The 20148-nt window shown below is 40.9% G+C and carries 22 protein-coding genes, 1 tRNA gene and 1 other annotated feature; of the genes, 16 read left to right on the top strand and 7 right to left on the bottom strand.

Going from position 1 to position 20148, the window contains the following annotated elements; all coding sequences use genetic code 11:
- Positions 1-218: 218 nt before the first annotated feature.
- Positions 219-292, bottom strand: a tRNA-Gly gene (locus RBATCC27255_RS04665).
- Between the two features lie 116 nt (positions 293-408).
- Complete coding sequence (gene sigK, locus RBATCC27255_RS04660; RefSeq protein WP_101028954.1) at positions 409-1104, bottom strand: RNA polymerase sporulation sigma factor SigK; 696 nt, start codon at positions 1102-1104, stop codon at positions 409-411.
- A 218-nt stretch (positions 1105-1322) separates the two neighbouring features.
- Here sigK and RBATCC27255_RS04655 point away from each other — a divergent pair, with 218 nt between their 5' ends.
- The 14 genes from RBATCC27255_RS04655 to RBATCC27255_RS04590 all read left to right on the top strand — a co-directional run bounded on the left by RBATCC27255_RS04655 (position 1323) and on the right by RBATCC27255_RS04590 (position 12368).
- Positions 1323-2717, top strand: a complete 1395-nt coding sequence (locus RBATCC27255_RS04655) for an NCS2 family permease (protein ID WP_101028953.1) — start codon at positions 1323-1325, stop codon at positions 2715-2717.
- Between the two features lie 157 nt (positions 2718-2874).
- On the top strand, positions 2875-3300 hold the full coding sequence (locus tag RBATCC27255_RS04650; RefSeq protein WP_021883374.1) for an RrF2 family transcriptional regulator: 426 nt from the start codon (positions 2875-2877) through the stop codon (positions 3298-3300).
- 458 nt (positions 3301-3758) lie between these two features.
- Entirely contained in the window at positions 3759-5060 is a 1302-nt protein-coding gene (locus RBATCC27255_RS04645; RefSeq protein WP_015523607.1) for an O-acetylhomoserine aminocarboxypropyltransferase/cysteine synthase family protein, read from the top strand.
- A gap of 36 nt (positions 5061-5096) precedes the next feature.
- Positions 5097-6029, top strand: coding sequence for a cysteine synthase A (cysK, locus tag RBATCC27255_RS04640; RefSeq protein ID WP_101028952.1), 933 nt, complete (start codon positions 5097-5099; stop codon positions 6027-6029).
- A 115-nt stretch (positions 6030-6144) separates the two neighbouring features.
- Positions 6145-6756 (top strand): phosphoribosylanthranilate isomerase, encoded by a 612-nt coding sequence (locus RBATCC27255_RS04635; protein WP_101028951.1) that lies wholly within the window; start codon positions 6145-6147, stop codon positions 6754-6756.
- Between the two features lie 118 nt (positions 6757-6874).
- On the top strand, positions 6875-7171 hold the full coding sequence (gene rpsF / locus RBATCC27255_RS04630) for a 30S ribosomal protein S6 (RefSeq protein WP_015523608.1): 297 nt from the start codon (positions 6875-6877) through the stop codon (positions 7169-7171).
- 39 nt (positions 7172-7210) lie between these two features.
- Positions 7211-7711, top strand: coding sequence for a single-stranded DNA-binding protein (locus RBATCC27255_RS04625; RefSeq protein WP_101028950.1), 501 nt, complete (start codon positions 7211-7213; stop codon positions 7709-7711).
- 45 nt (positions 7712-7756) lie between these two features.
- Positions 7757-7996: a 30S ribosomal protein S18 gene (rpsR, locus tag RBATCC27255_RS04620; RefSeq protein ID WP_101028949.1), complete on the top strand. Its 240-nt coding sequence runs from the start codon at positions 7757-7759 to the stop codon at positions 7994-7996.
- A 131-nt stretch (positions 7997-8127) separates the two neighbouring features.
- On the top strand, positions 8128-8400 hold the full coding sequence (locus RBATCC27255_RS04615; protein WP_101028948.1) for a type II toxin-antitoxin system RelB/DinJ family antitoxin: 273 nt from the start codon (positions 8128-8130) through the stop codon (positions 8398-8400).
- Positions 8397-8633 (top strand): type II toxin-antitoxin system YafQ family toxin, encoded by a 237-nt coding sequence (locus tag RBATCC27255_RS04610; RefSeq protein ID WP_462269642.1) that lies wholly within the window; start codon positions 8397-8399, stop codon positions 8631-8633. The genes RBATCC27255_RS04615 and RBATCC27255_RS04610 overlap by 4 nt, the downstream gene beginning before the upstream one ends.
- A 207-nt stretch (positions 8634-8840) precedes the next feature.
- The gene (locus RBATCC27255_RS04605) at positions 8841-9146 is read left to right on the top strand and encodes a metal-sensing transcriptional repressor (protein ID WP_015523613.1); all 306 of its coding nucleotides are present in this window, start codon (positions 8841-8843) and stop codon (positions 9144-9146) included.
- Between the two features lie 8 nt (positions 9147-9154).
- Entirely contained in the window at positions 9155-11650 is a 2496-nt protein-coding gene (locus RBATCC27255_RS04600; RefSeq protein ID WP_101028947.1) for a heavy metal translocating P-type ATPase, read from the top strand.
- Positions 11651-11836: 186 nt separating this feature from the next.
- The gene (locus RBATCC27255_RS04595) at positions 11837-12109 is read left to right on the top strand and encodes a type II toxin-antitoxin system RelB/DinJ family antitoxin (RefSeq protein ID WP_021883366.1); all 273 of its coding nucleotides are present in this window, start codon (positions 11837-11839) and stop codon (positions 12107-12109) included.
- Entirely contained in the window at positions 12096-12368 is a 273-nt protein-coding gene (locus tag RBATCC27255_RS04590; protein WP_101028946.1) for a type II toxin-antitoxin system YafQ family toxin, read from the top strand. The genes RBATCC27255_RS04595 and RBATCC27255_RS04590 overlap by 14 nt, the downstream gene beginning before the upstream one ends.
- Before the next feature lie 379 nt (positions 12369-12747).
- Here the strand turns inward: RBATCC27255_RS04590 and RBATCC27255_RS04585 are convergent, their stop codons facing one another.
- The 4 genes from RBATCC27255_RS04585 to pheS form a co-directional block, all read right to left on the bottom strand.
- Positions 12748-13053, bottom strand: a complete 306-nt coding sequence (locus RBATCC27255_RS04585) for a hypothetical protein (RefSeq protein ID WP_021883365.1) — start codon at positions 13051-13053, stop codon at positions 12748-12750.
- Between the two features lie 16 nt (positions 13054-13069).
- The gene (locus RBATCC27255_RS04580; RefSeq protein WP_015523616.1) at positions 13070-13315 is read right to left on the bottom strand and encodes an IreB family regulatory phosphoprotein; all 246 of its coding nucleotides are present in this window, start codon (positions 13313-13315) and stop codon (positions 13070-13072) included.
- 202 nt (positions 13316-13517) lie between these two features.
- On the bottom strand, positions 13518-15887 hold the full coding sequence (gene pheT / locus RBATCC27255_RS04575) for a phenylalanine--tRNA ligase subunit beta (RefSeq protein ID WP_101028945.1): 2370 nt from the start codon (positions 15885-15887) through the stop codon (positions 13518-13520).
- 15 nt (positions 15888-15902) lie between these two features.
- Positions 15903-16955: a phenylalanine--tRNA ligase subunit alpha gene (gene pheS / locus RBATCC27255_RS04570; RefSeq protein ID WP_021883363.1), complete on the bottom strand. Its 1053-nt coding sequence runs from the start codon at positions 16953-16955 to the stop codon at positions 15903-15905.
- A gap of 45 nt (positions 16956-17000) precedes the next feature.
- Positions 17001-17237: a binding site (T-box leader), on the bottom strand.
- 114 nt (positions 17238-17351) lie between these two features.
- Between pheS and RBATCC27255_RS04565 the strand changes: the two genes are divergently transcribed.
- Together RBATCC27255_RS04565 and RBATCC27255_RS04560 are read left to right on the top strand one after the other, a co-directional pair.
- Positions 17352-17894, top strand: a complete 543-nt coding sequence (locus RBATCC27255_RS04565) for a hypothetical protein (RefSeq protein WP_101028944.1) — start codon at positions 17352-17354, stop codon at positions 17892-17894.
- 4 nt (positions 17895-17898) lie between these two features.
- Entirely contained in the window at positions 17899-18771 is an 873-nt protein-coding gene (locus RBATCC27255_RS04560) for an NAD(P)H-hydrate dehydratase (RefSeq protein ID WP_101028943.1), read from the top strand.
- Between the two features lie 130 nt (positions 18772-18901).
- On the opposite strand, the gene RBATCC27255_RS04555 is transcribed toward RBATCC27255_RS04560, so the two are convergent.
- Positions 18902-20026: an IS481 family transposase gene (locus RBATCC27255_RS04555; RefSeq protein WP_169923245.1), complete on the bottom strand. Its 1125-nt coding sequence runs from the start codon at positions 20024-20026 to the stop codon at positions 18902-18904.
- Positions 20027-20148: the final 122 nt, after the last annotated feature.

The raw sequence follows: 20148 nt of genomic DNA, 5'->3' as shown, positions 1-20148 counted from the left end.
TTGAGTACCTTTTAGTATGGAGCGGATGATTACTTTGTGATACAGAAGTTGCCAATCTCGTCTTTGTCTAAAGCGTTTGGGCTTAACTTGGATCAACGCTACGCCCTAAAAACAGTTCGCTGAACTGTTTTCTAAACGGGCTTTCGATTCCCATCTGATTGATTTATTTCTTCAATATGCAAAAAGAAAAGGTACTCAGTTTTGAGTACCTTTTAGTATGGAGCGGATGATGGGAATCGAACCCACACGATCAGCTTGGAAGGCTGAAGTTCTACCACTAAACTACATCCGCTTATCTGTAACATTGTTATTATATCACGCAGTTTGGTATATGTCAAGAATTTTTTGTTGTGAAATATGCAGGGGCATTCGATGAACACCCCTGATGAATTTATATAACTTATTATCTCACAAATTTGAACTTGTTTCAAACCGCTTTCGCAATTGTTTTAACGCTTTGGTTTCGATGCGGCTGACATAGGAACGGGATATGCCTAACATTTTGGCAACACTTTTTTGAGTCATAGCTTCCTTGCCGTCAAGACCGTACCTCAGTACAATAATCTTCTGCTCACGCTCGTTAAGTTCCTCTCTTATGAACTGACCGAGCTTTTTTGAATTAAGCTTCAAATCAAGATTGTCGATTATATTATCGTCAACCGACATAATATCAAGAAGGGTGAGAGGGTTGCCGTCCTTGTCGGTGTCAATTGTTTCGTTTAAAGAAATATCCTGTGCACTTTTCTTTGCATTTCTGAAATGCATAAGAATTTCGTTTTCAATACATCTGCTTGCATAAGAACTTAATTTTATGTTTTTGTTTATGTCAAAAGTGTTGATTGCCTTTATCAGACCGATTGTTCCGATTGATACAAGGTCATCCTGTTCGCTTTGTGTTCCGTAATATTTCTTTATTATGTGTGCAACAAGCCTCAGATTGTGTTCAACGAGCATATTTCTTGCCTCAATATCGCCGTTTGCACTTTTTTCAAGACATTCACGCTCTTGCTTTTCGGTTAAAGGTTTCGGAAACGAACCGCCTCCGCAAACATGAAGAATGAAGAAACATATATATTGTCCTAAAAATCCGAGTAACTCAATCATAACAGCACCCCTTAAACTAAAATTTATCGTTATATAATTTTATTCGTGAAATGTTCAATAATTGCCTGTACCTGATTTTTCTCAAAAAGCTTCACAAAACAATCAAAAACTTGATTTTTGCAATGAATTTGTATATTATACTACTTGAAATTTTGGCGAGAATAAACTACAATTTAACTATGTCGTGTTTCGACAAAATATTTTAGGGGGGCTTTCTTTTGGAAAAGATTTTCAAACTGAAAGAAAACGGCACTAATGTCAAAACCGAGATTATTGCCGGCATTACAACATTCCTTGCAATGGCTTACATACTCGCTGTAAACCCGAGTATTCTTTCTGCCGCAGGAATGGATCCGAATGCAATCTTTGCAGCAACAGCTGTATCGGCTGCTTTCGCAACACTCATCATGGCATTTTATGCCAACTATCCTGTAGTTCTTGCTTCCGGTATGGGACTGAATGCATATTTTGCATACACAGTTGTTCCGCAGCTTGCAGAGCAGGGTATCACAAATCCATGGCAGGTAGCTTTGACAGCTATCCTTGTTGAGGGTATTATTTTCATTATCCTCTCAATCTTCAAATTCCGTGAAACACTTGTAAACAAGGTTCCTCAGAACCTCAAGTACGGTATTTCGGCAGGTATCGGTCTTTTTATCACAATTGTAGGTCTTAAGGGCGCAGGCGTTATCACAACAGACGCTTACTATGACGGCAAGGCTGTTCAGTCATCAACTCTCGTTAAGCTCGGTGATGTTGGTTCTGCTCCGGTGGTTCTTGCACTTGTCGGTATCCTCATTGTTGCTACACTCTGGCACTACAGAGTTAAAGGCTCAATCCTTATCGGTATCCTTGCAACATGGGTTCTCGGCATTATCGCTCAGCTTTGTGGTTGGTATCAGGGTGCATCGCTCATTCCTGATTTTGCAAACTACTCTGTATTCGGACCTGTCCAGAACATGGCAACAGAAACTTTCTTCAAGTTCGATTTCGGTTATGTGGCACAGCATGCGCTTAACTTTGCCGTTATCGTATTTGCATTCCTCTTTGTTGACCTCTTCGATACAGTAGGTACACTTATCGGTGTTGCTCAGGAGGGTAATCTCCTCAATGAAAAGGGCGAACTTCCCCGTGTAGGTCGTGCTCTTATGTCTGATGCACTCGGTACATGCCTTGGTGCTTGCCTCGGTACATCAACAGTAACATCTTATGTTGAGTCAACAACAGGTGTTGCAGAGGGCGGCAGAACAGGTCTTACAGCTCTTACTTCTGCAATTCTCTTTATCCTTGCTATTCCGCTTTATCCGATTTTCCTTGCTATTCCTTCATTTGCAACAGCTCCTGCACTCGTATTTGTAGGTCTTCTTATGATTAAGAATGTTACAAAGATGGATTTTGACTCAGACATTGCCGATACAGTTGGCGGTTTCGTAGCAATCATCTTTATGCCGTTTGCATATTCAATAGCAACAGGTATCATGTTCGGTATCCTTACTTGGGTTATTCTCAAGATTGTTACAGGCAAAATCAAAGAAATTCATCCGATTATGTGGGTTGCGTTTGCTTTGTTTGCAGTAAGAATTGTAACACTGATTTGCGGTGTATCGTCGTAACTTCATATATAAACTCTGCGGGGGCGTTTTTCGCTCCCGCTTTTTGTGTTTTCTTACAAGTTAAATAGGTTATTGTTGTGCAACAGGCTCATTGACATATACAGCCGTTTATGATATGCTTTAATCATATTATTAATATATGAATAGGGTGGTTAATTTGAAAATTTCAACAAAGGGCAGGTATGCGCTCCGACTTATGGTTGACCTTGCTCAGTGTAAACAAGGGGAAAATGTAGCCCTAAAGGAGGTTGCCGCCCGTCAGGGAATATCGCTTAAATACCTTGAACAGATTATTACCGTACTTACAAAGGCAGGTTATGTGCTCAGCGCAAGAGGTTCAAACGGAGGATATCGTCTTGCTCATGAACCCGAATATTATACTGTCGGTATGATTTTAAGACTTACCGAGGGCAGTCTTGCACCCGTGGCTTGCCTTGAGGGTAATGAAAATACCTGTGATCGTCGTGAACAATGTTCAACGCTTTTTGTGTGGGAGAAACTCCAGAAGGCTATTGACGATGTTGTTGACAACATTACTCTTGCCGACATTATTGCAAATTCGGCAGATAACTATGTAATTTAATATAATCCGAAAGCATCCTTTACGGGTGCTTTTGTTGTTTACACAGCAATTTAGTAGGTAATGCGGTGCTTTGCCGTTTGCAAATGATGCTTTTGAATATTAGTTTTAAAAAATCAGAAAAATTTTCAAATTGACTGCTTAACGGTTGAAATTTAAAAAACGGCTTGAATATCGGCTTTTTCGACCTTTTCAATAATCAAAACCCAGTAAACCTACTAAACCAATAGGAAAGATAAGAAAAAATTTCAAAAAACCTATTGACAAATAAAAAATCTGTGGTATGATATAGACAATCCAATTAAAACCCACCAATCAAATAGGAAATATGGGAAAGGTGATCCAAATGAAAAATCTCAGATTCAAACGATGTTGCAGTAATGAACGAATGTGATACGGGACACATCAAATCCGCAACATAACTTCTGAAATTAAAATTAAAATGAAATGAGGACATTAAAATGAGTAAATTAAGCGAAAGAAATCTTAAATTTGAAACAAAACAGCTTCACATCGGTCAGGAAACAGCAGACCCTGTAACAGACGCAAGAGCAGTTCCGATTTATGCAACTACTTCTTATGTATTCCACAACAGTCAGCATGCTGCAGACCGCTTTGCACTCAAAGATGCAGGTAACATCTACGGCAGACTTACAAACCCGACAGAGGATGTTTTTGAAAAGAGAATCGCAGCTCTTGAGGGTGGCACAGCAGCTCTTGCAGTTGCATCAGGTGCAGCGGCAGTTTCATATGCACTTCAGGCTCTTGCAAAAGCAGGCGACAACATCGTAGCCGCAAAAACAATCTACGGCGGCACATACAACTGGCTTGAGCATACATTCTCAGAGTACGGTGTAACCACAAAGTTCGTTGATCCTGACGAAGAAAACGCATTTGAAAATGCAATTGACGAAAACACAAAGGCTGTTTTCATTGAATCACTCGGTAACCCCAATTCAAATATTATTGATATTGAAGAAGTGGCAAACATTGCTCATTCACACAAGATTCCGCTTGTAATCGACAGCACATTCGCTACACCTTATCTTCTCAGACCGTTTGAGTACGGCGCAGATATCGTTGTTCATTCGGCAACAAAGTTTATCGGCGGTCACGGTACGGCTCTCGGCGGTGTAATCGTTGAAAGCGGCAAGTTTGACTGGGCTGCATCAGGCAAGTTCCCACAGTTCTCAGAGCCTAACGCATCATATCACGGTGCAGTATTTACAGAGGCTGCTCCGGGTGCTGCTCTTGTAACTTATGTTCGTGCCATTCTCCTCAGAGATACAGGCGCTACACTTTCACCGTTCCACGCATTTATGTTCCTTCAGGGCCTTGAAACACTTTCACTTCGTGTTGAACGCCATGTTGAAAATGCACTCAAGGTTGTTGACTTCCTCTCTAAGAACCCGAAGGTAGAAAATGTTAATCATCCTTCACTTCCTGACAGCAAGTACAACGCACTTTACAAGAAATACTTCCCGAAGGGTGCAGGCTCAATCTTCACATTTGAAATCAAGGGTGACGCTGAAACTGCAAAGAAATTCATCGACCACCTCGAAGTATTCTCACTTCTTGCAAATGTTGCAGATGTTAAATCTCTTGCAATTCACCCTGCATCAACAACTCATTCACAGCTCAGCGAGGCAGAGCTTGCAGAACAGGGCATTAAGCCAAACACTATCAGACTTTCAATCGGCACAGAGAATATCGACGATATTATCTATGACCTTCAGGAAGCATTTGATTCACTTGATGACTGATTTTAATTTGTTGAATTTTGAAAGGACTTGATTTTTGTGAGCAAAGTATATACAAGTGTAACAGAACTTATTGGCAGAACACCGCTTATCGAACTCGTTAATATAGAAAAGAAATATGACCTCAAGGCAAAGGTTGTTGCAAAGCTTGAACTTTTTAACCCTGCCGGCAGTGTTAAGGACAGAGTGGCAAAAGCTATGGTTGAGGACGCTGAAAAGAGCGGTAAACTCAAAAAGGGTTCAACAATCATTGAACCGACATCAGGTAACACAGGCATCGGTCTTGCATCTGTAGCTACTGCAAAGGGCTACAAGACAATCCTCACAATGCCCGAAACAATGAGCGTTGAGAGAAGAAACCTTCTCAAGGCATACGGTGCTGAAATCGTTCTTACTGACGGTACAAAGGGTATGAGCGGTGCAATTGCAAAGGCTAAAGAGCTTGAAAAGGAAATTGACGGCGGCATTATCCTCGGTCAGTTTGAGAATCCTGCTAACCCTAAGGCTCATTTTGATACAACGGGTCCGGAAATCTGGGAGGATACGGACGGCAATGTTGATTTCTTCGTTGCAGGTGTCGGCACAGGCGGTACACTCAGCGGAGTGGGTAACTTCCTCAAGTCAAAGAAGGCTGATGTAAAGGTTGTTGCAGTTGAGCCGCAGACTTCTCCCGTACTTTCGGAAGGTCACGGCGGTCCTCATAAGATTCAGGGTATCGGTGCTGGCTTCGTTCCCGATACTCTCGATACAAAGGTATATGACGAAATTCTTCCGATTGCTAACGAAGCCGCTTTCTCAAATGCAAATGATATTGCAAAGACAGAAGGTATCCTCGTAGGTATCTCTTCAGGCGCCGCTCTTGCAGCCGCAATTGAGCTTGCCAAGCGTGAAGAAAACGCAGGTAAGACAATCGTTGCATTGTTCCCCGACACAGGTGAGCGTTACCTCTCAACAGGAGTATTTAACAGCTAATAAGTAATTGGATTACTTCCCGATATTGACAAAGGACAGCCACGCAGACTGTCCTTTGTCTTTTTTTATTGCAACCGTTAATTCGATATGGTACAATTGTTTTGTAGGTGAGTTTATGAAAGTTAAAATTTGCGGAATTACATCCGCCGAAGACATTAAGATAGTAAATGCCTGCAAACCCGATTTTGCGGGCTTTGTAATGTTCTTTCCAAAGAGTAAACGGAATATTTTTCCCGAAACCGCCAAGAGCCTGATTGAAACGCTTGATAAAAATGTTTTGTCGGTTGCAGTAACTGTTTCTCCGACTCTTGAACAGGTGAAAACTGCATATGACTGCGGTTTTGATTACATTCAGATTCACGGTGAGGTTGGAGAAGATGTGCTTTCAAATCCGTATTTAAAGGTAATTCGTGCCTTTAATGTGAGCGACCTTGAAAAGTTTGACGAATACAGAATGAACCCGAACATTGTAGGCTATGTTTTTGACGCACACGAACCCGGCAGCGGAAAAATCTTTGACTGGACAATGCTTGAAAATCTGCCTCGTGATGATAAATTGTTTATGCTTGCAGGAGGTCTGAATCCCGAAACCGTTGCAAAAGCCGTAAAAGCCGTTAAGCCTGACGGAGTTGATGTAAGTTCGGGTGTTGAAAATTCAAACGGCAGCGGTAAAGATTTTGAAAAAGTGAAGAAATTTATTTTATCGGCTCGAAGCGAAAAATGTTAAAACTGCAAAAAAATGTTGACAAACCGTGATTTTATGTTATAATAAATCTGTTATGTTGTGTACATAACAATCCTTGCGGTGAAAACCGCCATAATGTCCAGAAGGAGGTGCAATATTAATGGCAGTAACAGCTAATTACGAAACAGTAATGATCATTTCAATGAAGAAGGGCGAAGAAGGTATCCAGGCCATCGTTGAAAAGTTCAAGGCTCTCATTGAGAAGCATGCCACTTTGAAGAATGTTGACGAATGGGGCAAGAGAAAGCTTGCTTACCTTATCAACAAAGAGAGCGAAGGCTATTATGTTCTTTTCGATTTTGAAAGTGAAGCTGAGTTCCCTGCAGAGCTCGACCGTATCTACAAGATCACAGAAGGCGTAATGCGTTCAATGATAATCAAGAAGGAAGTCGAATAATCAATTTGTAGGGGTTAACCCGAACACGAAAGGAAAAGTATGTTAAACAGAGTAATCTTAATGGGCAGAATTACAGCTGACCCTGAATTAAAAACAACAAACACAGGCGTAAGCGTTACAAGCTTCAGCATTGCAGTTGATCGCAACTATGTAAAGCAGGGCGAGGAGCGTAAAGCCGACTTCTTTAATATTGTATGTTGGAGAAGTACAGCGGAATTTGTATGCCGTTACTTTGGAAAGGGTTCTCTCATTGCTGTTGAAGGACAGCTCCAGAGCCGTCAGTTCCAGGCTAAGGACGGTTCAAACCGTTACGTTGTTGAGGTTGTAGCAGACAATGTTTCGTTCACAGGCGAACGCCGTGACAACAATGCAGGCGGCTACAATCAGTCCTATGGCAGCAATCAGTCATACGGCGCTCCGTCTTACGGCGGAAACCAGGCTTATCATCAGGAACCTGCTCAGCAGGCACCTGCATCTTATCAGAGCGGTTCAAACTCTGATTTTCAGGATATGCCTTTGGACGATGATTTACCATTTTAACTTCAACTTAATTTAAATAATTCTCATTGAAAGGAGAACTTCATCATGGCAGACAGACCAATGAACCGTGGCAGAAAAGCTCGCAAGAAGGTTTGCGGCTTCTGTGTTGACAAGGTTGAGAATATTGATTACAAGGATATCGCTCGTCTTCGTCGTTATATGTCAGAAAGAGGAAAGATTCTTCCTCGCCGTGTAACAGGTACTTGCGCAAGACATCAGCGTGAGCTTACAGTTGCTATCAAGCGTGCTCGTCACCTTGCTTTGCTTCCTTACACAACTGACTAATTTAATAACAGCTTTTAACACCGTACATTTTGTACGGTGTTTTTTTATGTTATTGAAGCACATATTCTAATGACAGTATGTTGACAATAACCGAAAATAAGCATATACTATGCTTGAAAGGAGATGTTTTTATGGCAACAACCAATCTTAATATTAGAACAGATAAAGAAGTAAAAGATAAGGCAGAAGAAATTTTCAGCGAACTCGGTCTTAACATGACAACTGCAGTAAACATTTTTTTAAGAACTGCCATTCGCGAACACGGCATTCCTTTTGAGTTGAAACTTGATATACCAAATGATATCACAGCTGCCGCTATAGAAGAAGGCAGAAAAATTATGTCTGACCCAAACACTCCGAGATATTCAAGCATGGATGCACTTAGAGAGGCTTTGGAAGTATGAAATACGATGTTCAGTTTACCTCTCAATTCAAGAAAGATTTAAAACTTGCGAAAAAACAACATAAAAATCTCGATAAACTTTTTAGCGTAATCAATACATTGGCAAACGGTGAAACTCTAAATGCTAAATATAAAGACCATGACCTTATGGGAAATTATAAAGGGACTCGTGAGTGTCATATTGAGCCTGATTGGTTGCTTGTTTATGGATTAAAGATGATGTGCTTGTTTTAATGCTCTACAGACTCGGAACTCATTCGGAATTATTTTAATATTATCCTATAAAAGCAGGGTGCGTAATGCATTCTGCTTTTTTCTGTAATTTACCTATTGACAAATACCCTTATGGGGTATACAATCATAACTGTAAGATACCTATAGGGGGTATCTTAAAAGGGCTTTGAATAATATATCCCATTTTGAAATTATGAGGTTGATATTATGGAGAATAATAAGTGTGAACATTGTGCAAAACACAAGCACCGTACCGAAAAAGAATACAAGTCGCTTGTAAACCGACTTAATCGTATTGAAGGTCAGATACGGGGGATAAAGGGTATGCTTGAAAAAGATGCCTACTGTCCCGATATTCTGGTACAGGTTGCCGCCGCCAATGCGGCACTCAACGCTTTTAACAAGGAGTTGCTTGCTAATCATATCCGCACCTGTGTTGCAGATGACATAAGGGCAGGTAACGATGAAACAATTGACGAGCTTGTCGGTGTTTTGCAAAAGCTTATGAAGTAGGAGAAACTATGACTCAATACAATGTAACGGGTATGAGCTGTGCTGCCTGTGTTGCCCGTGTTGAAAAGGCGGTATCAAAGATTGACGGAGTAAATTCCTGTTCCGTCAGTCTGCTTACAAATTCAATGAATGTTGACGGTTCAGCCGATTCGTCTGCAATTATAAAAGCCGTGCAGAATGCCGGCTATGGTGCGTCTTTGAAAGGCAAAGAGAAAAAGTCAGCCGATGCAGAGGATTCTCTCAAAGATACCGAAACACCCAAAATCAGAAAAAGACTTATCGCATCGCTCATTGTCCTTGCAGTATTGATGTATTTTTCAATGGGACATATGATGTGGGGATGGCCGTTGCCGTCATTTTTTGACAACAACCATATTGCAATGGGACTTGTTCAGCTGATTTTGTCAGGCATAGTGATGGTGATTAATCAGAAATTTTTTATCAGCGGATTCAAAGGGATTATCCGCCTTGCTCCCAATATGGACACGCTTGTTGCACTTGGTTCGGGCACAGCCTTTGTTTATAGCACAATTGCGTTGTTTATGATGACCGATGCACAGGTGAGAGGTGATTCGGCGGCGGTTATGTCGTATATGCACGAGTTCTATTTTGAATCAGCCGCAATGATTTTGGCACTCATCACAGTCGGTAAAATGCTTGAGGCTCACTCAAAGGGCAAAACTACCGACGCTCTCAAAGGTTTGATGAAACTTGCACCAAAGACTGCTACGATTGTAGTTGACGGTGTTGAAAAGACTGTTCCGATAGATCAGGTGAAAAAAGGCGATATATTCGCAGTTCGTCCGGGTGAGAGTATTCCTGTTGACGGAGTTGTTATTGACGGTGAAAGTGCCGTCAATGAATCCGCTCTGACGGGTGAAAGCGTTCCTGTTGACAAGCTTGTCGGCGATACGGTTTCAGCCGCAACAATCAATCAGTCGGGATATATCCGCTGTAAGGCTACGAGAATCGGTGAGGACACAACGCTGTCGCAGATTATTAAAATGGTCAGTAATGCGTCTGCCACCAAAGCGCCTATCGCAAAAATTGCCGACAGGGTATCGGGTGTGTTTGTTCCTGCGGTGATCACAATTGCCGTGATTACTGCAATCGTGTGGCTGTTGCTCGGTCAAAGTGTAGGATTTTCGCTTGCAAGAGCCATTTCCGTTCTTGTAATCAGTTGTCCGTGTGCATTGGGACTTGCAACCCCTGTTGCGATTATGGTCGGCAACGGTGTCGGTGCAAAGAACGGAATCCTCTTTAAAAACGCAGTTTCGCTTGAAACGGCAGGCAGAATTGACACGGTTGTTCTTGACAAAACAGGCACGGTTACTAAGGGTGAACCTGCTGTGACCGATATTGTTACAGTCGAAAATATTTCGGAAACCGAGCTTTTGAAAACAGCCGTTGCTCTTGAAAAATCAAGCGAACATCCGCTTGCAAAGGCAATTGTAGTTTATGCAAATGACAGACATATTATCGGCGATGCCGTGACTGAGTTCAATGCCGTAACGGGTAACGGACTTACCGCAAAAATCGGCTCTGAAAGCGTTTACGGCGGCAATTACAGATATATTTCACAGTTTGCTGAAATTTCATCAGGCGAAAAAGCAAAGGCTGAACAGCTTGCGGAAGAGGGCAAAACTCCGCTGTATTTCTGTAAAGGAAATAAGCTTCTCGGTATTATTGCTGTTGCAGACATAATAAAAGAGGACGGCAAACAGGCTGTTAATGAACTCAAAAATATGGGTGTGCGTGTTGTAATGCTTACGGGCGATAACGAAAAAACCGCAAAAGCCGTTGCGAAAAACGCAGACATTGATGAAGTTGTTGCGGGAGTTCTTCCTGACGGTAAGGAAAAGAATGTAAAAGAGCTGAAAAAATACGGCAAGGTTGCAATGGTCGGCGACGGCATTAACGATGCGCCTGCCCTCACAAGCGCAGACTTGGGTATTGCAATCGGAGCGGGAACGGATGTTGCAATTGATGCGGCAGATGTTGTACTCGTAAAGAGCCGCCTTGCAGATGTTCCTGCAACAATCAGACTCGGCAGGGCAACACTCCGTAACATTCACGAAAATCTTTTCTGGGCATTTATTTACAATGTAATCGGTATTCCGCTTGCCATGGGTGCATTTATCAATCTTTTCGGCTGGCAGTTAAATCCGATGTTCGGTGCGGCGGCAATGAGCCTTTCAAGCTTTTGTGTTGTAACAAATGCATTAAGACTTAATTTTGTTAAGGTTCACAGCTCAAAGCATGACAGAAAAATAAAACATAAAAATAAAAAGGAGAATAAAACCATGGAAAAAACAATGAAAATCGAAGGTATGATGTGTCCGCATTGCGAGGCAACAGTAAAGAAAACTCTTGAGGCAATTGACGGTGTTGAATCGGCAGAAGTAAGCCACGAGAAAGGCTCAGCCGTTCTTACAATGTCAAAAAATGTTGAAGATTCCGTTCTAAAAAAAGCAGTAGAGGACGCAGGATACAAAGTAAATTGAAAATTTAAAATGTAAAATTGAAAATTAAGGTCGGGAAGAGAGTGTGTAAAATGAAATGCTCTGTTTCCCGACCTTTGTTTTATTGTATGTAAAATTGTGCAAAATAATGACAGCGTAATTATAATTGCTTGACTTTGTGATTTGTATGTGATATTATACATATACAGATATAAAGGAGTTGATTTTATGGCAACAACAAATCTGAATGTCAGAGTTGATGAAAATCTTAAAAAAACAGCTGACACATTGCTTAACGAACTTGGTTTGAATATGTCAACAGCAATCAATATCTATCTCAAACAAATTGTCAGGGAGAACGGCATACCGTTTGAAATCAAACTTGATAAGCCAAATGCAGAAACCTTGCAGGCTATGCAGGATGTCAGAGAGGGCAAAAATCTCCACGGTCCTTTTAATTCTTTAAGCGAGCTTATGGAGGACTTGAATGCTGACGATTAAGTATCATGCCATGTTTAAAAAGGATTTTAAAAGGATAAAAAAGCGTGGTTATGATATTTCAAGGCTTGAAAAGATAGTTGAATTGCTTGCGAATGAAGTACCGTTGCCCGAGCAATTCAAAGACCACAATCTTTCGGGTAATTATAATGGCTTTCGAGAATGTCACATTGCACCCGATTGGTTGCTCATTTATCAAGTCAACAACAACGAACTCGTTCTTGTTTTGTCAAGAACAGGTTCACATAGCGATTTATTCTGAATTTAATATTTTAAATTAAGGCACTTTGCAGAAATGCAGAGTGCTTTTTCTGTATAATAAAATTTCAAAGTTTTGTAATCATTTGTATGGGAACATCCCACTATACACTTTTCATGTAACGGTAAAAAGTTTGTGATAAGACTGGTTTTATAAATGCAACAAAGATGTTGTTCGCCGCTACAAACGAATGCACTATTTTCATCATATCAACCATATATGATGAAACAAAAGTTTCTCATCAAAGCGGACATCTAATTTACGCTCGGGCAAAATATGTTGTGATACTTGCAAACTGTCTTCACGAGAAGGGAACGGCGGCTCGCCGTATAAGAAAAAACGGAGTAACCAAAACCGATTACTCCGTAAATTCAATGTTAAATTACATTTTGTTTGCAAGGGCTCTTTCAAGCCAGATGTCTGCAATATCCATAGCAAGGAACAATCCCTTTTTCTCGCTTGACTTAACAAGCTGTTTTCTCGGTGAAAGATAAGGGTCTGTAGCCATTAGCTGAACTGTTACCTTATCGGCAATCTCAGTTCCGTTGACATCCTTTTTGCTTTTGATTTGCATTCTTATAACATACGGTTCTTCCATACTGCCGTAGTAAATCTCGTCATTGCAACGAACGAGCGGTCTGCCCTTGTAAGTCGAAAATTTCTTTTCGGTCTTTTTGGTATCTGCCACAAGGCATCATCCTTTCTTAAACATTAAGATACGATTTTACCAGTGCTTCAAGTAGGTCGTCACGGTCGATCTTGCTGATGATGTTGCGAGCGTTATTATATGTTGTAATATAGGTCGGATCCTCGCTTAAAATATATCCCACAATCTGATTAATAGGGTTATATCCTTTTTGGCGGAGGGCATCATAAACGATTGTAAGCCCTGCTTTTATCTGGTCATCTTTTTCCTCACCAAGAGAAAAAATCATTGTTTTATCCAACATACTGAAACACCTCCTATTCTGCTACTATACCATATTTCAAAGTAAATTTCAAGCACTTTTTAATAAATATGCCTAATTTATGTTATTTCAATGTCAAAAACATTGCTTTGTGTGATAAAACAGCAGTAATATTTTTTAATTTTATCTTATGCTTGTCAGATTATGTCACAAAAAGGGGACGGAAAAACCGCCCCCATAATTTTTAGCCTCTGAGCTTTACTCCGTTTTCAGAAAGATTTGAAATTATCTTGTCCATAATCTTCTGAACCTCGGCTGATGAAAGTGTTCTTTCATTTGACGAGAACTCAAAGCGGATTGTTACGCTGTGAACTGTATCTGTGTCATATGTGTCAACAATCTTTGTGCTTTTGAGAATCTCTCCGCCTTCGTTTTTCCAACACTCTGCAAGGTGTGAGAAGAACATTCCCTGAGGAACTTCAACGCTGATGTCGTAGTCCATCGGCGGGAACTTTGACGGTTCGTCATAAACAATCGGAGCAGCCTCTGTGTTTGCATAAGCGTTCACATCAATTTCTGCAAATACAATTGCGGCTTTTTTGTCAATCTTCTTGTTTACTGTCGGATGAACAATGCCGATTGTACCGATATTTCTGCCGTCAAGGCATACCGAATAGAGGTTTACGGGGTGTTCGTAGCTGTGAGTCGGTTCAGCCTTTTCAAATGTGAGAGCCTTGTGCTTGATTTCATCTGTTACAACTGCGAGAATGTCACGGAGTTCAAAATAGATGTCCTTAACATTTCTTGTCTTGCTGTAAAGTGTGATTGCAAGCTTTTTGTTCTCAATGCAAAGACCGTTTTCATCAAGACCGTTTACAACTCTGCCGATTTCAAAAATACCGAAATCGTTTGAGAATGAAAGGTTTGATTTAATCTGACAAAGCTGTGTGGGAACAATTGAATTTCTTAATGTTTCAATATTCGGGTTGGTTGCGTTTGCAAGCTTAACATTATCCTCAACAGGAATGTCAATTGCCTTGAGTTCATCGTTGTATGCCCATACATATGAGTGAAGCTCGTGGAGATTGTACCTCTTAACGAGCATATCCTTGATTTTGTTTTCCGTAGTTTTAACAACGCTTGCTCTTACAGGGTAGAGGGGAGAACGTGTTGTGTGAATTTCAAAGTTGTCATAGCCGTAAATACGGGTGATTTCTTCAATGATGTCAGCCTTGATTGTAACATCCTTTGTTGCTCTCCAGCTTGGAACCGTTACGCTGAAGTTATCGTTGTTGAGCTCAACCTTAAAGCCGAGGCTTTCAAGTGTTGCAACAATTCTGTCGTTGCTGATTTCAATGCCTGTGTAGCGGTCAACAAAGTTTTTGTCAAAGTCAAGAACAACTGTGTCATACCTGAATGCGTACTCGTCTGTGAGCGAAGAAACAACCTTGATGTCGCTGTCATACTTTTTGAGAAGATATACAAATCTTGCAATTGCAGTAACAGTCATTTCAGGATCAAGACATTTTTCATATCTCATTGATGCATCTGTTCTGTGAGCAAGTCTTACTGTTGACTTTCTTACGGAAACTGCGTTAAATGTTGCGGATTCAAGTGTGAGAGTAGTTGTATCGTCAACAATTTCCGAATCAAGACCGCCCATGATGCCTGCAATTGCTACAGGAGTGTTGCCGTTGCAAATCATAAGTGTGTTTTCGTCAATGTTTCTTTCAACACCGTCAAGTGTTTTGAAAGTGAAAGGCGTGTCAAAACGCTTGATTCTGATTTTTTCAACCTTTCTTGAATCGAAAGCGTGCATCGGCTGTCCCATTTCAAGCATAAGGTAGTTTGTAAGGTCGGCAAGATAGTTTATTGCTCTCATACCGCAGTAGAAAAGACGGATTCTCATATTTACGGGGCTGACATTGCGGTTGATGTTCTCAATCTGTAAGCAGCTGTATCTCTGACAGAGAGTGTCCTCAATCTTCATATCAATCTTTTTAAGACCATCATACGCCTTTAAATCGTCAAGGTCAAAAGGTTTAAGTTCTCTGCCTGCAAGTGCGGCAAATTCTCTTGCGATTCCGTAGTGTCCCCAAAGGTCGGGACGGTTTGTAAGCGACTTGTTATCAACCTCAAAAACAATATCGTCAATTTCATAAATATCCTTAAGGTCTGTGCCGTTTTTAACATCATCTGTAATTTCCATAATGCCGGAGTTGTCATCGCTGATACCGATTTCAGCCTCACTGCAGCACATACCGTTTGATGTAAAGCCGGCAAGAGGTCTTGGTGTAATCGTGATTTCGCCGATTTTAGCGCCAACCTTTGCAAAAGCGGTTTTAAGACCGACTTTTACATTCGGAGCACCGCAGACAACATCAATAAGTTCATCTTCGCCTGCATCAATTTTGAGGAGATGAAGTTTCTTTGAATCGGGATGATTTTCAACCGACTTAATTTCACCTACAACAATACCGCTGATTTCACTGCCCTTGCGGAGAATATCGTTTTCAACCTCGGCTGTGGAAAGAGAAAATTTGCGGATAAGTTCAATTTTATCAAGACCGCTCAAATCAACAAAGTCCTGAATCCAGTTCATAGATAAAAACATTTTGTATCTCCTCTCTTATTCGTCATCAGTAAACTGTGAAAGTGCTTTAAGACTGCCGCTGTTAAGGTCACGGATATCCTTGATTCCGTACTTCATCATTGCAAGTCTTGTAAGACCAAGACCAAACGCAAAACCTGTGTATTTTTCGGGATCAATTCCGCCCTCACGCAGAACATTGGGATGAATCATACCGCAGGGGCATAGCTCAAGCCAACCGCTGTGCTTACATGACGGACAACCCTCGCCGCCGCAGATAAGACAGCTGATGTCGAGTTCAAAACCCGGTTCAACGAATGGGAAAAAGCCGGGGCGAAGTCTTACCTTGATATCTTTTTTGAATACCTCGGAAAGCATTGTTTTCATAAAGTAGATAAGGTTTGAAATTGAAATGTCCTTGTCAACCATAACGCCTTCCATCTGGAAAAATGTGTTTTCGTGACAAGCGTCCGTAGCCTCGTTTCTGAAGCATCTGCCGGGGAAGATGGCTTTTATAGGTGTGCCGTTTTCGATAAGTCCCTTGCCGTACTTTTTAAGAATTGCGTTCTGTGCGGCTGATGTGTGTGACTTTAAAAGCTGACCGTTGTCAAGGTAGTAAGTGTCCTGCATATCTCTTGCGGGGTGGTGCTTCGGAATGTTAAGAGCCTCAAAGCATTCGTAGTCGGTTACGATTTCGGAGTAGTCCTCAATGTTAAATCCCATTGATGAGAAAATCTTTTCGCATTCTCTCTGAACAAGGGTGATTGGGTGATAAGAACCCCTTGCAAGTGCAACAGGCGATGTAATGTCAAACTGCGGCATCAAGGCGATTTCACGCTGAATTTCCTTTTCTTTAAGTTCCGCAAGTCTTTCTTCAATAAGCTGTGCGGCCTGTGCTTTGAGCTTGTTTACCTCAGCACCGAAAGTTTTTCTTTCCTCGTTGGGAAGGTCTTTCATACCCTTTAAAAGAGCCGTGATGCTGCCCTTTTTGCCAAGATAAGAAACTCTGATTTTATCAAGGTCGGTCAAATCTTGTGTTTCGCCGAGTCTTGACTTGATTTCGTCTTTTAAACTTAATAATTTCTCGTTCATAAATTACCTCCGTAAAAATAATAAAGCCCTGCGTAAAATCAATTACGCAGGGACGAAATAATCCGTGGTACCACCCTGATTTTTGCATCAAAGCAAACACTCCCGAAAGCAGACACTTTCACAACCTGTAACGGAGTCAGCCGTTGAGATCTACTGGAAATTTCAACCTCACCACTCGGAAGGGAACTTCACACCTGCAACACCGTTGTATGCTTTCAGCCTTGGCACACATTCTCTTTGACGGTATCACGCAAACGCTACTTTCTTCGTCATCATGTTATCTTTTTCTATGATAACACCAAAACATTTTTTTTGCAAGAGTTTTTGTATCTTTTGTTGAAAAAAACAACTGTCTGTGATATTATATGAAATATCAATCATAAAGGAGAAAATACATTGAATAATTTTAACGAACAGGTTGTAAGACGGGTTAACAAACCTAAAAATCTGATTATAAAAATTGTTTCGGTGCTTTTGCTTATTTTAGTGCCGACAACATTGTTTTTACTTGCTTTTGCAACAATTGCATATCTTATCTATGTGGCATTTTTCGTGTTTGTAGGCGGAATTTATGTTGTTTGGTATGTGTTCAGTATTCAGAAGGTCGATTTTGAATATTCGGTTTCGGGCAATGAGCTTGAAATTGCAAAGGTTGTTGCATTGCGCAAAAGAAAAACCATGTGCAAGATTCAGATTAACGAGATTGAAAGACTTGAAAAAGACGATACCGAAATCAAGAAGATGAGGTTTCTCAAAACTTTTATCGCCGCAAGAGATATTGACTCCAAGGACGAAAACTATTTCGCTGTTTTCAACAGTCCTGCATACGGCAGATGTCTTCTCGTTTTTACTCCGAACGAGGATATTCTCAATGGTATGAAACCGCACCTCAACAAGAATATTGTGGTTCAGTTATTCTATAAAAGAAAAATGAGTTGATTGTATGACAGTAACAGATGTAAATGTTGTAAAAAGTGCAATTTTTGAACGCCCCGATGATGCAAACAAGGGAACTCTGGGTTCATTGCTCTGCGTTTGCGGAAGCTACGGAATGGCAGGGGCGGCGGTTATGTCGGCAAAGGGTGCGTTAAGAACGGGCATAGGTCTTGCAAAATGTGCCTTGCCGAGAAGTATTTACCCGATTGTTGCCCAAACGATTCTTGAGAGTGTTTACTATCCTCTCAGCGAAAATGCAGACGGCAGAATCTCAAAGGTAAATGTTCCGTTTTTAGTCAGCGAATCGTGCAAATCCTCTGCAACTCTTGTCGGTTGCGGACTCGGTGTGTGCGATGATACATTAAAAATTGTATTTTCTTTAATAGAAAATTCCACAACACCGCTTGTGCTTGACGCAGACGCACTCAATTGTGTTGCGAAACAGCCTGAAATTCTTTTAAGGAAAAAAGCACCGATTATAATTACTCCTCACCCGGGCGAAATGTCAAGACTTACAGGTCTTGCAACTCCGCTTGTAAATGCGGAAAGGGAGAGAGTTGCCCTCGATTTTGCACAGAAGTACGGTGTTGTAACCGTTCTCAAAGGAGCAGGAACGGTAATTGCCTCGCCAAACGGCAAGGTGCTTGTGAACCCGACAGGCAATTCGGGAATGGCAACAGGCGGCAGCGGTGATGTGCTTGCAGGAATGACCGCATCAATTCTTGCACAGGGCGCAAGTGCGTTTTCATCAGCCGCAGCGGCAGTATATCTCCACGGCCTTGCAGGCGACATTGCCGCCGAAAAATACGGCAAAATCTCAATGCTCCCCACAGACTTGATAAATTGTATTCCCCTTGCCTATAAGCGTTGCGGATTTTGATTTAAAATACAAGTAAGAAACGGGAATCTTTTTGCGAAAAAAGTTGTGAAAATGATGACGATTTTGTAGGGGCGGATATTATGTCAAGTGCAACATGGTAACCACCTGTGCAAGGACATGGTATACAAATTCACAGTCTTGAAATCTTGCGGTGAATACGCTTGCCAGATGACGAGTCATACTCAGCAATAACAAAATTGCGATAGCAAACAAGAAATGAATCATTGTTTGGATTAGGTCTGAATTGAACATAATCATTGATGAAAGTTTCACTAAGATATAATTGAAAATTCTGAAAACGGACATATCCCCACGAATTTACTTTTATGGCTTTAAAGCCGGGTTCATATTCAAACGGCTCCACCTTGTCAGCAAAAATCCTTTCGCTGTGAGTATAGACATCGGCAGGACATTTGTTTCCAAGTGCTTCATGAGGTCGCAGGCAATTATACTTAGTTCGCCACTCTTGCAGAGCCTTGTCAGCGTAATCCAAGTTCTTGAATAGATTATGATTTAAAAGTTCTCTTTTCATACTGCCATGAAACCGTTCAATTTTTCCTTGTGTTTGCGGATGTTTAATTCTGCAATGTATGGGAAGAATGTCATTGTTCATAAGGAATTTTTCAAACATAGTAAATCCATGTTTAAAACCTGCAAACTGAGAACCATTGTCAGAAAGTACGCTTGATGGCATACCAAACTCATAAAAAGCTTGCTTAAAAGCGTTAATAACGACATTTTTAGTGTTAGGAAAGCATGCTATTTTGATTGAGTATCGTGAGCTGTCATCGAGAATAGTCAATGGATAGCAATAACGATTATCGGCAGTTAAAAACTCTCCCTTGAAATCAGTTTGCCACATATCATTGCAATGTTCTTTCTGAAAGCGTTTAAAAGGCTTTCTTTTGAGAGATTCCTCTTCAGATATGAGTTGGTGTTTATGAAGAATGTTAGTAATGGTTCTTGGACAAGGAATGTTTTTATACCCTTGATTTTCAAGAAAAATTTTAATTTTATCATCACCCCAACCCGGGTTATCGAAACGAACAGAAACGATTAATTCTTCAATGTCGTCAGGCGTTTTGTTAGGAGAACATAATGGTCTGCGTGACATATCAGTTAAGGGCAGTCCCTGTTTAAATCTATCAACCCACTTGCGACCGGTTTTGCGTGTGATTTCATATTCCCGACATAGAGCACTAAAATTATTTGTTTCTAATGCTTTTGTAACAAATTCTAATCTTTGTTTTTCCACAGTTTTACACTCCCACGGCATAAAAACAGCTCCTTCATTTGCTATTTTCTTGCCATTTATTTTATCATAAAACTGTATACTATGTCTTTGCACTGTTGTATACTATGTTACTACACTGCACA

The organism is Ruminococcus bromii, from assembly GCF_002834225.1.
Lineage (GTDB): Bacteria > Bacillota > Clostridia > Oscillospirales > Acutalibacteraceae > Ruminococcoides > Ruminococcoides bromii.
The sequence above is the reverse complement of the archived record's forward strand: the minus strand, read 5'-3'. Positions and strand labels throughout refer to the sequence as shown.

Excerpts from the sequence above, each read along its gene's own strand:
- sigK (WP_101028954.1), bottom strand. The coding sequence starts at position 1,104 with ATGATTGAGTTACTCGGATTTTTAGGACAATATATATGTTTCTTCATT.
- RBATCC27255_RS04645 (WP_015523607.1), top strand. The coding sequence starts at position 3,759 with ATGAGTAAATTAAGCGAAAGAAATCTTAAATTTGAAACAAAACAGCTT.
- RBATCC27255_RS04635 (WP_101028951.1), top strand. The coding sequence starts at position 6,145 with ATGAAAGTTAAAATTTGCGGAATTACATCCGCCGAAGACATTAAGATA.
- rpsF (WP_015523608.1), top strand. The coding sequence starts at position 6,875 with ATGGCAGTAACAGCTAATTACGAAACAGTAATGATCATTTCAATGAAG.
- RBATCC27255_RS04625 (WP_101028950.1), top strand. The coding sequence starts at position 7,211 with ATGTTAAACAGAGTAATCTTAATGGGCAGAATTACAGCTGACCCTGAA.
- rpsR (WP_101028949.1), top strand. The coding sequence starts at position 7,757 with ATGGCAGACAGACCAATGAACCGTGGCAGAAAAGCTCGCAAGAAGGTT.
- RBATCC27255_RS04615 (WP_101028948.1), top strand. The coding sequence starts at position 8,128 with ATGGCAACAACCAATCTTAATATTAGAACAGATAAAGAAGTAAAAGAT.
- RBATCC27255_RS04610 (WP_462269642.1), top strand. The coding sequence starts at position 8,397 with ATGAAATACGATGTTCAGTTTACCTCTCAATTCAAGAAAGATTTAAAA.
- RBATCC27255_RS04605 (WP_015523613.1), top strand. The coding sequence starts at position 8,841 with ATGGAGAATAATAAGTGTGAACATTGTGCAAAACACAAGCACCGTACC.
- RBATCC27255_RS04600 (WP_101028947.1), top strand. The coding sequence starts at position 9,155 with ATGACTCAATACAATGTAACGGGTATGAGCTGTGCTGCCTGTGTTGCC.
- RBATCC27255_RS04595 (WP_021883366.1), top strand. The coding sequence starts at position 11,837 with ATGGCAACAACAAATCTGAATGTCAGAGTTGATGAAAATCTTAAAAAA.
- RBATCC27255_RS04590 (WP_101028946.1), top strand. The coding sequence starts at position 12,096 with ATGCTGACGATTAAGTATCATGCCATGTTTAAAAAGGATTTTAAAAGG.
- RBATCC27255_RS04580 (WP_015523616.1), bottom strand. The coding sequence starts at position 13,315 with ATGTTGGATAAAACAATGATTTTTTCTCTTGGTGAGGAAAAAGATGAC.
- pheT (WP_101028945.1), bottom strand. The coding sequence starts at position 15,887 with ATGTTTTTATCTATGAACTGGATTCAGGACTTTGTTGATTTGAGCGGT.
- pheS (WP_021883363.1), bottom strand. The coding sequence starts at position 16,955 with ATGAACGAGAAATTATTAAGTTTAAAAGACGAAATCAAGTCAAGACTC.
- RBATCC27255_RS04560 (WP_101028943.1), top strand. The coding sequence starts at position 17,899 with ATGACAGTAACAGATGTAAATGTTGTAAAAAGTGCAATTTTTGAACGC.